A 13390-nucleotide genomic window follows, 5' to 3' on the forward strand; every position below is an offset into this window, starting at 1 on the left:
CATCGAACGCGTGCGAGAGCGTCGCAACACCGCCACTCACCGTGACCGGAGTGCCGATTGCAGTGCCGTTCGACTTGAACTGCACCGTACCGACAGCATTGTTCGGAGCCACGGTAGCGGTCAGGTCAACCGCCGTACCCGTGACGGCAGTCGCCGGAACCGAGAGTGAGGTCGTGGTCTGGACATCCACCGGAGCCGGATCAGAAACGGTCACCGTCTGAGCAGGCGCCGAGGAACTCACGAAGCCAGCACCAGCGGTGAAGTCAGCCGTAACACTCTGCGCACCAGCAGCATCGAACGCGTGCGAGAGCGTCGCAACACCGCCACTCACCGTGACCGGAGTGCCGATTGCAGTGCCGTTCGACTTGAACTGCACCGTACCGACAGCAGTATTCGGAGCCACGGTAGCGGTCAGATCAACCGCCGTACCCGTGACGGCAGTCGCCGGAACCGAGAGTGAGGTCGTGGTCTGGACATCCACCGGAGCCGGATCAGAAACGGTCACCGTCTGAGCAGGCGCCGACGAACTCACAAAGCCAGCACCAGCGGTGAAGTCAGCCGTAACACTCTGCGCACCAGCAGCATCGAACGCATGGCTCAATGTCGCAACACCGCCAGTCACCGTGACCGGAGTGCCGATTGCAGTGCCGTTCGACTTGAACTGCACCGAACCCACCGCATTGTTCGGAGCAACCGTCGCCGTCAGATCAACCGCCGTACCCGTGACGGCAGTCGCCGGAACCGAGAGCGACGTCGTCGTCTCCACATCCACCGGAGCCGGATCAGAAACGGTCACCGTCTGAGCCGACGCCGACGAACTCACAAATCCTGCACCAGCAGTGAAATCAGCCGTAACACTCTGCGCACCAGCAGCATCGAACGCATGGCTCAATGTCGCAACACCGCCAGTCACCGTGACCGGAGTGCCGATCGCCGTGCCGTTCGACTTGAACTGCACCGTGCCGACAGCGTTGTTCGGAGCCACGGTGGCCGTCAGATCAACCGCCGTACCTGTGATGGCAGTAGCCGGAACCGAGAGTGACGTCGTGGTCTCGACATCCACCGGAGCCGAAGCAATGCTGATCGTCGCGAGTGGACCTGCACCAGCGTTGAGAGGCGTGGTGTCCTTGTTCTCGCGAGGCGAGCACCGGGTCGGAGCCCACTGTGTACCAAGGAAACTCGCCTTTGCGAGCTGAGTGCTGAAGTTTTCGCTGGCACCGAGGTTGCCGGCCGCACCCGCGGTCCTCACCTTCGGCTGGATCACTCCCGTCGCACCAGCGACCATTGTTACGTCGACTGCGGGAAGTCGGAACCACGTGTCTCCGTTGCCGTTTGTCGAGCCATCGAGGTTCTTCTTGGACTTCGGTACTCGAATTCCACCCTCCGAGTTCGTGCTCGTCGTCGGACTGTTGCCGATCACCTGGTTGTTTCCTGACAACCGCAGGATCCCGCCGCTGCCGTCGACATTGCCAGAATCGTTGACTCTGAGAACATTCGGTGCGACATTGTCGAGTCCGATGGAGGTACCTGCGACGACGGTAGCGGAAACGTACGTCGCATTGCTCGGGATGGCATAGTCGATTTTCAGACGTGACAAGTTCGTAGTAGTCGCTCCGGAGTCCTTGTCCGGATATGACGTTCCGCTCGGCTGAATTCGGTAGGTGAAAGTCTCGCCGGGCTGGACAGAAGCCGGGGCGTCGACCGTGATGAGGTTGTCGGTGACCTTGTGGACGTCTCCGATAATCGATCCGGCAACGCACGCTGTTTTGAAACCGGTGGTCGAGATAGCAGCTGACGCGGGCGTGCCGACCAGCAGCATTCCGGCGACCATGGCGGTTCCGGTTATGGGCACGGCGAATCGCCGCAACTGAGAGATTTGGGGCATGGGCACTTCCTTCGGAAGGGCAAACATGAGCAGTGGATTCGGACAAAACGTGTGCGCGCCGTCACAACATAACGAAAAAACTAGTACGTGTACTACTTTTGGCAAGACACTTGTCCAATTCACCCCGGACTCACCCTCGTATCACCAGACGCGGGATGGAAAAGCAGGGTATGGAAACTCGATTGAACGCAAAACTATCGCCAAAGCGGCCCATCGACAACGCTTTTGGTGGTCACCGCGCCAATCGGCGGGAAAAAGTTGATATTTCGTCAGTTCAGAAAAAGTTCCAAACCTACCAGTACGAAAGTACGAAAAGGGCCGCGACGGAGTCCGTCGCGGCCCTGATTGTGTTGGTTCAGCGTGTCAGCGAAGCACATCCGTGCCGACAAACGGCACCAATGCCTCGGGCACTCGCACCGAGCCGTCGGCCTGCTGATGGTTCTCGAGAATCGACACGATCCAGCGCGTCGTAGCCAAGGTGCCGTTGAGAGTGGCGGCCGTCTGCGGCTTGCCGTTCTCGTCGCGGTACCGAACTCCGAGGCGGCGGGCCTGGAACGTCGTGCAGTTGGACGTCGATGTCAGCTCGCGGTAAGTGCCCTGCGTCGGGACCCATGCCTCGCAGTCGAACTTACGCGCAGCCGAAGAACCGAGGTCTCCGCCGGCGACGTCGATCACGCGGTACGGAACGTCGATGGCTGCCAACATGTCTCGCTCCCACCCTAGGAGACGCTGGTGTTCGGCGTCGGCGTCCTCGGGACGGCAGTACGTGAACATCTCGACCTTGTCGAACTGATGGACACGGATGATGCCGCGGGTGTCCTTGCCGTAGCTTCCGGCCTCGCGGCGGAAGCACGAGGACCAACCGGCGTAGCGCTTCGGGCCTTCGTTCAGTTCGAGGATCTCGCCCGAGTGGTAGCCGGCCATGGGTACCTCGGAAGTTCCGACGAGGTACAGGTCGTCATCCTGCAAGTGGTAGATCTCGTCCGAGTGAGCACCGAGGAAGCCGGTACCGGCCATGATTTCCGGGCGTACGAGCACCGGCGGAATCATCATCGTGAATCCGTTGGCGATCGCCTTCTGCGCAGCCAACTGCAGCAGTCCGAGCTGGAGCATGGCCCCGTAGCCGGTCATGAAGTAGAAGCGCGAACCCGAAACCTTGGCGCCGCGTTCCATGTCGATCAGGCCGAGCGACTCGCCCAGCTCGAGGTGATCCTTCGGCTCGAAGTCGAACTTCGGAATCTCACCGACGTGTTCGAGAACGATGTAATCGTCCTCGCCGCCGGCCGGCGCACCTTCTTGTACGACGTTGGAAATCGCGCGGTGTGCGGCGTCGAGCGCGGCCTGCGCCTCGTGCTGCGCGGCCTCGGCTTCCTTGACCTTTGCCGCCAGTTCCTTGGAACCTTCGAGCAGTGCGGGACGCTCCTCCGGAGATGCCTGTCCGACCTTCTTGCCGAAGGCCTTCTGCTCTGCACGGAGGTTGTCTCCGGTCAGAACGGCAGCGCGTCGGGACGCGTCGGCTTCGAGCAGAGCGTCGACCAGTCCTGGATCTTCTCCACGGGTGCGCTGCGACTCGCGGACGATTTCGGGGTTCTCACGGAGAAACTTGAGGTCAATCACGACTTCGAACTTTACCCACTCACTGCAGCTCTCCGACGGTCACGTCCACGTCGGAGAGGGGGAGATCACGATTCGAGCAGACTCAGGTAGTCCTCGCGTCCGAACATCCGAGCCGCGTCGACGGCAGTCGGGTGTCCACCTTTCGGGTCGGCTCCCCCGCTCACCAGCGCTTTCACCACCGCATCCTCACCCTTGAAGACCGCTCCGGCAAGGGGCGTCTGGTTCTTGTCGTTGGGCCGGTTGACGTCGGCGCCGCGCTCGATCAGGGCAACGACGGCGTCAGCGTGACCGTGGTACGCCGCCAACATGACGAGCGTGTCGCCACTCTCGTTGGTCAGATTGACGGGAACTCCGGCATCGACGTACGACGCCAGCCCGGCTGCATCACCGGTTCGTGCCATGTCGAAGAGCCGGCCCGCCAGCTCGACAGCCTCGGGATCGAGTGGGGTGTTTTCGCTCATGACTACAAAATACTCACAGACGCGATTGTGAGTTTTGTAGTGAAGGTTCGATATCGCCACGGCAACAGGCATGATGGAATCGATGTCCGAAGACAAGATCGAGAAGTCGCCAGATCCGGCAGATCCCCAGGGGACGCCGGCGAAGAAAACTGTCTCCGCGAGTCGCACCCGTCGGGTCCTGGCTGCCGTGGCGGTAGGTGCGGTGGTCGCCGCGATCGCAACGATCGCGATTTCCGGTGGATTGAACAAGGACGACTCGTCCTCGGTCAGTGTCAGTGGTGGCGGTCCCGCAGCGACGGGATCGACTCGCGACGACGCCTTCACCGCGGCTGCGGCCGGCGACTGCCTCAACTGGACGCCTGCGACCGAGTCGGGCGGAGACCGCACGGACATGTCGAAGGTTCAGTGCGGAACTGAACACCGCTTCGAGGTGGCCGGACCACTCGACCTCTCGGTGTTCCCGGGCGCCGAGTTCGGCCCCGGTTCCCGGTACCCGGGCGCCCTTCGATTCGCCGAACTACGCGACGAGCACTGCACACCCATCGTCATGTCCTACCTCGATTCGAAATTCGATCCCAAGGGCAAGTTCAGCGTCGGCTTGATGTTCCCGAGTGAATCGGGTTGGGCTTCGGGTGAACGCGCACTGCGTTGCGGGTTGCAGTTCTCGACCACGACCGGCGAGCTACAACCGTTCGTAGGCCGCGTGGCGGACCAGGACCAGTCGAACGTGTGGGACGTCGGCACGTGCATCGGCATCAACCAGAACCTCCCGACCGATCCGGTCGATTGCGCGAAACCGCATGCATACGAGGTCATTTCGGTGATAGACCTCGGCACTCAATTCCCGGGCGCAATGCCGTCGGTCGAAGATCAGGACCGCTACCTCGAGGGCGTCTGCACTCAGGCGTCCAACGAGTACCTTGGTTCCGCAGACGCGCTTCGCGACAAGACGCTGACACTGTTCTGGGACAACATTTCACTGGAAAGCTGGTTGGCCGGCAGCCGCCGAGTCAATTGTTCGATCGGCAAAGAGGTCGAAACCGGCGGGTTTGCCGCGATTACAGGAAGCGCCAAGGGCGATATCCTGATCAACGGCGCCGCTCCGGTCCCGCCACCCGCTGCACCGGAGGGTCGGTCGTTGCCGACGCCGTTGCCCGGCGCAGCTCCGCCGTCGTAAGCCATGACGGTGACTATGACGCCCGACCGGTTCGAGGAACTGGTCGGCGAGGCGCTCGATCTGATTCCGCCCGAACTTGCCAAGGCAATCGACAATGTCGTGGTGCTTGTCGAAGCACGTGACGAAGAAGAACCGGGGCTGCTCGGTTTGTATCAGGGCGTCGCTCTGACCGAGCGGGATTCTCATTACGGTGGGTACCTGCCGGACACGGTCACTATTTTCCGCGATTCGATACTCGACATCTGCGCATCCGAGGACGAGGTTGTTCACGAGGTTGCCGTGACCGTCATCCACGAGATCGCGCACTACTTCGGCATCGAAGAAGACAGATTGCACGAACTCGGCTGGGGCTGAGGGCAAAGTCGTCCGATTTCGGGGGGAACCAAAAGCGGGCGGTAGGCATCAAAGTATGTGCGGGGGGATATCGACGGCTGTGCGCACGGCCTCCCGACCACTTATCCGCCCTGGTCAGGAAGGAGTTCGGCACTATGCACGTCGACCCTCAAGCCCTAGTTGCCGCCGCAATGGAACTCGAGTCTGCGGCGACGCGATTGCGCGGAATCGTCTCTACTGCGCAGCCGACGCTACGCGTTCTCCCAGCGGGATCCGAAGAAGTGTCCGGTAGCGCGGCAAATTACTTCAACACCATCTCGGGCAGCCTTGCCTCGTCCACCGATCGGGCAATCGAGGAGCTCATCGCGGCTGCGGCAGCTCTGCGCAAGAATGCAGCTGCCTACGAGCTCGAAGACCAGCTCACCAAGTCCAGCCTGGCAGCCGCACCGATCTGATCGACAGAAATCAAGCTCGGTAACTCGGCAACACAGTCACACTTCCTGGGGGGAAGAACAATGGTCGGCATCACCGGCGTCATCTGGTATCCACGGGGCGCAGCACCCAACTCCGCAGCACTGGTCGCCGGAGCCGGGCCGGTCCCTCTCGGCGTGGCGGCCGGGGCCTGGTCCACCGTGTCGTCCGGACTGACCGACACCGCTGCATCAATCTCTCGCGTGATGGCGGACCTTCGCACCGGGTGGTCCGGAGAAGCAGCGGATGCCGCATTGAGCAAATTCGCACCGTTCCAGGAATGGGCTGCTGCTGCCGCGTTGCTCGCGGGAGAAACCGCAGGTAAAGCCCAAGTACAGTCCGGTTCCTACACCTTCGCCACCCTGGCCATGCCGTCGCTGGCGGAGATCGCGGCAGTTCAAGCGGCAAAGGTCGCCGCGTACTCCATCGGCGGTGCCCTGGTCGGCGGTGCCGCCGCCGCCGAGGCTGCCGAAGAAGCTCTCAAAATTCGAGCGGCGGTGACAATGGAAACGTACGACGCCGCAACGGCCCATCTGGCCGTGCAGCAGAACTTCGACTCACCACCGTCCATCGCGGAACCCACAGCTGGGGCATCCGCTTCGGCCGAAAGCCCAGGCAGCGCCGCACGACAGTCCGTCGTGCAAGCGGCATCCACGCTCGCTGACGCAATCGCGGATCCCGTGCGCGCCGCCACCGCTGCTGTCGCATCCGTAGTTTCCAACCCGGTATTTGCCGCCGTTGCCTCACAGGCCGGTGCCATCTCCGGTGGAGTTGCCACCGCAGCCAGCGCCACCACCACCGCAGTCACAGGCGCCACCACTGCCGCATCAGCTCTCGCGACGGCAGGAGCAGGACTCACCGGACTGGGCGGCGCGGGACTCGGCGGCGCAAGACTCGGCGCTTCCACACCATCACTGTTCGGCACCCCGTCGGCAAGCCGGGCACCGGCACAGGTCAGCGCAGCATCCGCGACTACCGGAACCGGAGCAATCGCGGGCTCGTCGTCGAGCAGCAGCACCGGCCGGCACGCTCTTCCTGATCCCTCCACCGGCCAGAGCGCCACACGCCAGAACCCCGTGACCTCGCCGGTTCAGGGCACCGCGGATACCGTCAAGGTGGATCCGGCCCGAACCGCAGGCGGATCTGCGCCGATCGCCGGCGGCCGTCATGCGGCCCAATCTGAAGACGAGACCGAGCACGACACACCCGATTACCTGAAGCACTTCGAGCACTTCGCCGACGGCCGAACAGTCATCCCGTCCGTGATCGGTGGCGCACTCGAAACTGCAGAGCATTGATGGTGGATCTCGGCACCTCACCTGAGGGGTGGAATTTACCTGTCGTCGCCCTGTCACAGGACGAAATCGACTATGTACGTGAGCGACTCGGACTCGATGGGCTTCCCGTGGTTCTCGGTGGCGCGACGGTTCACGGCAGTGCGAGCGCTCACCGTACGGCGATGCAGTCCGTGGCAGATTCACTCTCCGAGCGCGATCTCCTCCCCGGTGGGGAGATCCATCACGACCTCAGTGCCCGCCTGCGCGTCCTGACCCACCCCAAGTGGGAGTTGGCGCTGCGTCGGCATGTCGGCGGAAGCATTTCACGCCTCTGCGTCGCGCAGGGCGAATTCCTTTGTGTCGAAGCAACTTCAACCGATTCTTCGTTCGCATTACGCAGTGTCACAACCGAACCAGCTGCACCCGTTGTCACCGCGCTCGGCAGCGCCGAAGCAATGCCGATTGCCGTGATCAACGCACCGACCGAGATGCTCAGCCTGGCATTCGGCGCCGGCCCGGATGCAGGCAGCGTAACCTCGGCCTTGATCAACGCCGGAATACCCGAAGACGACGCGCGCCAACTGGGTAGCGCAATCGTCTCATGCACCGCCTTCGCCGAATTGGTTGGAATACCACACAGTTTGGGAGCGACGACGCTCATGACCGGCGCAGTGACTGTGTACGACACCTTGGCCGGTCGGCTGGTCGGTTCGACCACTCGGGCCGCCGACGGCACCGAATGGACGTCCATCAGTTCCGGAACATCCCATCGCCTCCGACAAGCCGTGAACGCTCTTTTAACGGAACTCGAGGAATCGGCGCCGGAGACTTCCGGGTAACCTCGGGGCGTCCCTTCAACGCCCGGAGCCTTACTTCAGCATGCAGTTCTCGCGTCAACCGTCGTCACCGGGCGAACAAGGCTCGGTCGCCACGATCGACCGGCCGAACGAAGAACGGGCAACAACACCGCACCGACAAGACCTGAACGGACTGCGTGGCCTCGCCATCGGTTTGGTGGTCGTGTTCCACGTGTGGTTCGGACGGGTATCGGGCGGGGTGGACGTCTTCCTGGTTCTGTCCGGATACTTCTTCGTCGGCTCACTGGTTCGACGCGCCGAAGCCGGGGGTTCACTCAACCCGGTCCCGGCACTGCGGCGGGTGTTTCTGCGGCTGTTCCCCCTGATCGCGGTGGTCAGCATTTTGACCGCACTGGGGACCGCGTTGCTGCTGCCACGCACACGCTGGGCCGATCTGGGCGATCAACTGATCGCGGTGCTCGGGTTCTTCCAGAACTGGCAGCTCGCCAGCACCGCAAGCGACTACCTGGCCGCCGACGGCTCGGTCACTCCCCTGCAGCACCTGTGGTCGATGGCCGTACAAGGTCAGTTCTATCTCCTGGCCATCGCACTGGTCTCCGTGATCGCTTATGTCGCTTCACGCGTGAATCCCAACTATTTCCGCCCGTCACTCGCGGTCACCCTTCTGGTTCTGACCGCAGGATCTTTTCTCTACGCACTCGCCAAATCTTCGCGTCACCAAGCCTGGGCGTACTACGACTCCGGCGCCAGGTTGTGGGAATTGGCCCTCGGTGGTCTGCTGGCCGTTCTGATGACCAGCACACGCAGTCGGCAGATCGCATCCCTGCCGTTCTCGGTCAGAGCAACGATCGGCTGGGCGGGGCTTTCGTCGATCCTGTTGTGCGGCATAGTGCTCGACGGCGCCCAGCAGTTCCCCGGCCCGTGGGCGCTGGTGCCGGTGCTGGCCACTCTTGCGCTGATCCTGTCCGGAGTCGGCGACGACACGCCTTGGACGTCGAAGACTCTTGCCCATCCGGCACTGACGTGGCTCGGCTCGTTCGCATTCGCGCTGTATCTGATTCACTGGCCGATTCTGGTGTTTGCACTCGTCATCACCGGACGCCCCGAAGCCGGCCTGCTCGGCGGGGCACTGATCATCGCCCTCTCCGTCGCGGGGGCGCTTGCACTCCGGCGCCTGATCGAGGTTCCGGTGGAACGTGGAGGCCGCTCGCGCCGGTACACCGTCCTGGCATGCGTCGTCACCGCTGCCGTGGTCCTCGCCGCTTCGGTCGCCTGGCAGTCGTACGCGAGCAGCCAGACGACGGGCCAGCGGGCAGTCGACACCCTCGACCTCCCGACCCATCCCGGCGCACTCGCGCTCACCGACGGTGTCGAAGTACCCAAGGCGTCGATGGTTCCCTCGATCTTCGATGCGCCACTGGACCTTCCGGCCAGTACGCTCGACGGCTGTATCGCCGATTTTCTCGAGCGGGACGTCGTCCACTGCACCTACGGCGACGCCGACGCAGACAGAACCATCGCGCTCGCGGGTGGTTCGCACTCCGAGCACTGGCTCACTGCGCTCGACGAACTCGGCAAGAGTCACGGGTTCCGCGTCGACACGTATCTGAAGATGGGCTGCCCGCTCACCATCGACTCCATGCAGACGTTGTCGGACAACGACTATCCGGATTGCGTCGACTGGTCGCGTGGAGTGCTGACCGAGTTGGCCGACGCCTCACCCGATTTCGTGTTCACGACGGCAACCAGGCCGAGTTCCGACGGCCCTGGCGACGTGACGCCCGAGTCTTACGTACACGTGTGGGAGGAACTGGAGCGCGACGGTATCGACGTACTCGCCATCCGCGATACCCCCTGGCTGCACCACGACGGCGTCGCCTACCGCGCGATCGACTGTCTGGCGACAACCACGTCACCCGATCACTGCGCGATGCCACGGTCCGAAATGCTCAGCGACGTCAATCCGGCGCCGTCGGCAATCGGCGATCTGACCAACGTCCGTCTACTCGACCTCAGCGACGGCGTGTGCGGACCGGAGCTGTGCCGCGTCGTGGAGGGAAATGTGTTGGTGTATCACGATTCCCACCACCTGACAGCCAGCTACGTGAGCACTCTGTCCGCTGAACTCGGGCGCCAACTGAGCGTCCAGACCGGTTGGTGGTGAAGCCGGCCGTCAGCCCATCACGTCGTCGGCACCGGGGATGAGTCGATGCTCGAACGGCGGGTTGACGGTTCCCCAGCGCAGGCACTCCCAACCGCCGTCGACCGAAGGCAACAGTTCGACGGTCTCGGTGTTGGCCAAGTGGTTGTTGGCTGCGAACAGACCGGGGACACCGGCAAGCTGGGCTGCGACAAGACGGATCGCCGCACCATGACTGACCACGACGATGTCGCCGCCGTCTCGTGAGCCTTCGAGAAATTCTTCGCGCAACGCATTGACGACGGGGACGTACCGCTCCAGGACGTCGTATCCCGTTTCACCACCGGGGATGCGAGCGCCGAGGTTGCCGGTGTGCCAGTGATGGAACGTCTCCATGAACAGTCGGTGCGCGGCCTCGTCGGTACGATCTTCGAGGTCACCGGCCTGCACCTCGTGCAATCCGTCCCGCACGTCCAGAGAGACACCGGCGGCCTGCTCCACGAAACCTGCTGTCTGCCGGGCACGCAAAGCCAACGACGATACGAGTGCCAGCGGCGGCGCCGAAGCCAGGCCGATGCCCAAAGTCTCCGCCTGTGCCAACCCTTCCGGCGTGAGCTTTGCTCCGGGTAGTGCGGTGTCGAGACGTTTGGCGACATTCGCCTCCGTCTGACCGTGCCGAACGAGGATGAGCCTTCCGGTCATCGTTCTCCCCCTCCATGCTTGAGTTCGTCGATCCACCGAATCGCTTCTTCGTCCGAAGGAGGTTGTGGCCCGGTCGAATTCGCTGTCGCCCACGACCCCAGGAAGCGGACTCCGGATTTACGATGCAGCGCACGCATCGCCTCGGCCACCAGCGAGTCCTCGACGTGTCCGACGCAGTCCACGAAGAACCGGTACGTGCCCAATTCCGTTCGCATCGGCCGTGATTCGATCCGAGTCAGGTCGATACCGCGAGCGGCGAATTCGGAGAGTGCACGCACCAGGGAGCCGGGAGCGTTGTCGAGATGAAGCACCAGCGCGGTGCGATCGGCACCGGTCCGCGCCGGAACCGGGGCCGGCTTGGTGACCAACACGAAACGTGTGCGGGCGCCGCCTACATCGGCGACGTTGTCCGCCAGGCTGTCGAGTCCGAGCATCTGACCTGCCAAAGCCGTGGACACACCGGCGTCGACGGTTCCGGCCTGCACATCCAGGGCCGCACCGGCGTTGGACGAGGCCAACACCACCTCGGCCTGGGGCAGGTTCTCGGCGATCCATCCGCGGACCTGCGCGCCCGCATGCGGGTACGCGCCGATCGTTCGGACCTGATCGGCGGTGGTCCCGGCCCGAACCAGGATGGAGAAACTCACGTCCAGATCGGTTTCGGCGACGATCTGCAGCGGCGAACCGAGAGCGAGTGAATCGAGCGTCGGAGCTACGCCGCCTTCCACCGAGTTCTCGAAGGGAACCACGGCTCCGTCCACGGAACCGTCGCGAACCATGTCGAGAGTCGCCGGCGGACTGCCGGCCGGTACTCGCTCGACGGTTTCGCCGAACGCGCCCTCAGCCTCCAACTGGGCGAGAGCTATCTCCGTGAAGGTTCCCGACGGACCGAAATACGCGATTCTTGGCACGCCTAAAAGATTACGCACCGACCCACGCCGGTCACTGCAAACCCGCGGCACGCAAAGCCGTTTCCACTGCAGGCAGATCCGCGACCTCGATCGTGAGCAGCACCTCACGCATGGCCGACGCGGCTTCGGGGATCAGCGCGGCAAGTTTTTCCGGCTTCGGATCGACCATCGCGGCGCGCACGTCGTCGCCGCGCAGTGCAGCGACGGTGCCACACAGCAGGGCGATCACCTCGTCGCCGTCGGCCGCGCGGGCTACGAAACCGACGGACTCGTGCGCGAGTACCGCCAGGAAATCAGCCACTTCGGTGGGCGTAAGACCGGCGGCGAGTCCGGGGATCCGGCCACCTTCGCACAGACGCAGCGCCGCTTCGGCGGGTGTCAGATCCTCTTCGCCGCCGTCGACATACACAGCGAGTGGAGCGGGCAGGCGCAGCGCGATCGCGTCGTCGATCTGGTCGGTGGTGACGTCGACGTCGAAACGGACGGCCTCGTACGACGCTTCCGTGTCCGCACGCAGTTCTTCCGGATCGATATCGAGACGGACGACAACCCGGCCTGCTGCTTCGCCACCGATCAGAACCGACGCCGGAACAACCGGGAGAAAGAGTGCTTCGAGGAGTCCGCGCGAGTTTCTCGGGGCGGGCAGCCCGAGTGAGAGAGGAATGGCCACAGACAAACCGTAACCCCGGCGCAGGCGGCGGATTCCACGCGAGTTGCGCAAAAGTCTTGCGATTCACACCGAAGCGCCTTAGGTTAGGGTTACCTCATCATCCGATGGAGTTCGAGAGAACACCCGCCAAGGGGGCAGCATGGCAACGAAGACCAGCACCGGCCCGTCCACCGCCGAACGCGTCCGCAGCGCCTGTGTGCGCGCACAAGACGCAGTTCTCGCCATCGAAGGCAGCGATCCCACCGCCACGTCGGTGCATCACCTGCGTTCGAACGGTGACGTCGTCGTTGCAGTCCCACATGCCTCCGCAGCTGCGGCTCTGGCCTGGAACTCCGGCGGCGGCGGCCTGCCTGCCGTCCTCGAGATCACCGATCACGCACCACTGCGGCTGCGTGAGCCCGTGCGCTCCCTCGTGTGGCTTCGCGGCTCGTTGCACGCCGTGCCCGACTACGAGGCACGCGTTCTCGCCGACGACGTCGCATCCGAACATCCACACCCGGGGCTCCTCGACATCGGCCACACCTCGGTCCTCCTTCGCTTGAGCCTGGCCTCGGCTGTAGTCGCTGATTCAACGGGGGCAGAACCCGTCGCCGTGGACGAACTGCTGAACGCCAGCCCCGATCCCTTCTGGGAAATGGAGACCGCATGGCTGCAGCATCTCGACGAAGACCACCGCGACCTCGTGGACCTGCTCGTGCGCAAGCTTCCCCCGTACATGCGCACCGGACGCGTTCGCCCACTCGGCATCGACCGCTACGGACTTCGCCTGCGGGTCGAGGATCACACCGGTGACCGCGACGTGTGGATGCCGTTCGCCAACCCCGTCGACGACGCTCCCGCGCTGAGCCGCGCCATCCGCATGCTGGTCGGGTGCCCTTTCCTCAACGGCCTCCGATCGGGCGGCGCATCAAACGGCTAGCGTTGCGCG

At 63.6% G+C, this 13390-nt stretch carries 13 protein-coding genes; 7 read left to right on the plus strand and 6 right to left on the minus strand.

Annotation, left to right across the window (positions count from 1 at the left end; genetic code table 11):
* From ABH939_RS20355 to ABH939_RS20365, 3 genes are all read right to left on the minus strand, one after another.
* The coding region (locus tag ABH939_RS20355) for an Ig-like domain repeat protein (protein WP_404650033.1) at window positions 1-1885 on the minus strand (1885 nt) is incomplete at its 3' end.
* Window positions 1886-2248: 363 nt separating this feature from the next.
* Entirely contained in the window at window positions 2249-3502 is a 1254-nt protein-coding gene (gene serS / locus ABH939_RS20360) for a serine--tRNA ligase (protein ID WP_007736032.1), read from the minus strand.
* 65 nt (window positions 3503-3567) lie between these two features.
* Window positions 3568-3963, minus strand: a complete 396-nt coding sequence (locus ABH939_RS20365; RefSeq protein ID WP_003945404.1) for an ankyrin repeat domain-containing protein — start codon at window positions 3961-3963, stop codon at window positions 3568-3570.
* 70 nt (window positions 3964-4033) lie between these two features.
* On the opposite strand from ABH939_RS20365, the gene ABH939_RS20370 reads away from it, so the two are divergent.
* The 6 genes from ABH939_RS20370 (at window position 4034) to ABH939_RS20395 (ending at window position 10203) form a co-directional block, all read left to right on the plus strand.
* Window positions 4034-5140, plus strand: a complete 1107-nt coding sequence (locus tag ABH939_RS20370; protein WP_003945397.1) for a septum formation family protein — start codon at window positions 4034-4036, stop codon at window positions 5138-5140.
* Window positions 5141-5143: 3 nt separating this feature from the next.
* Window positions 5144-5494, plus strand: coding sequence for a metallopeptidase family protein (locus ABH939_RS20375; protein WP_007736028.1), 351 nt, complete (start codon window positions 5144-5146; stop codon window positions 5492-5494).
* Window positions 5495-5628: 134 nt separating this feature from the next.
* On the plus strand, window positions 5629-5928 hold the full coding sequence (locus ABH939_RS20380; RefSeq protein WP_042920574.1) for a PE family protein: 300 nt from the start codon (window positions 5629-5631) through the stop codon (window positions 5926-5928).
* A gap of 60 nt (window positions 5929-5988) precedes the next feature.
* Entirely contained in the window at window positions 5989-7242 is a 1254-nt protein-coding gene (locus ABH939_RS20385; RefSeq protein ID WP_209448241.1) for a PPE domain-containing protein, read from the plus strand.
* Window positions 7242-8060, plus strand: a complete 819-nt coding sequence (locus tag ABH939_RS20390; RefSeq protein ID WP_404650035.1) for an ESX secretion-associated protein EspG — start codon at window positions 7242-7244, stop codon at window positions 8058-8060. The genes ABH939_RS20385 and ABH939_RS20390 overlap by 1 nt, the downstream gene beginning before the upstream one ends.
* A gap of 40 nt (window positions 8061-8100) precedes the next feature.
* On the plus strand, window positions 8101-10203 hold the full coding sequence (locus ABH939_RS20395) for an acyltransferase family protein (RefSeq protein ID WP_404650036.1): 2103 nt from the start codon (window positions 8101-8103) through the stop codon (window positions 10201-10203).
* Window positions 10204-10212: 9 nt separating this feature from the next.
* Here the strand turns inward: ABH939_RS20395 and ABH939_RS20400 are convergent, their stop codons facing one another.
* From ABH939_RS20400 to ABH939_RS20410, 3 genes are read right to left on the minus strand one after another with little or no spacing between them, the layout of a single operon-like run.
* The gene (locus ABH939_RS20400) at window positions 10213-10881 is read right to left on the minus strand and encodes a histidine phosphatase family protein (protein WP_042453186.1); all 669 of its coding nucleotides are present in this window, start codon (window positions 10879-10881) and stop codon (window positions 10213-10215) included.
* Window positions 10878-11792, minus strand: coding sequence for a prephenate dehydratase (gene pheA / locus ABH939_RS20405; protein WP_003945402.1), 915 nt, complete (start codon window positions 11790-11792; stop codon window positions 10878-10880). The genes ABH939_RS20400 and pheA overlap by 4 nt, the downstream gene beginning before the upstream one ends.
* Before the next feature lie 31 nt (window positions 11793-11823).
* A complete protein-coding gene (locus ABH939_RS20410) occupies window positions 11824-12462 on the minus strand; it encodes a hypothetical protein (RefSeq protein ID WP_007736015.1) in 639 nt (212 codons plus the stop codon).
* Window positions 12463-12601: 139 nt separating this feature from the next.
* Here ABH939_RS20410 and ABH939_RS20415 point away from each other — a divergent pair, with 139 nt between their 5' ends.
* Complete coding sequence (locus tag ABH939_RS20415) at window positions 12602-13381, plus strand: DUF2470 domain-containing protein (RefSeq protein ID WP_007736014.1); 780 nt, start codon at window positions 12602-12604, stop codon at window positions 13379-13381.
* Window positions 13382-13390: the final 9 nt, after the last annotated feature.

It is taken from the genome of Rhodococcus sp. 27YEA6 (genome assembly GCF_044908235.1).
GTDB lineage: Bacteria > Actinomycetota > Actinomycetes > Mycobacteriales > Mycobacteriaceae > Rhodococcus_F > Rhodococcus_F qingshengii.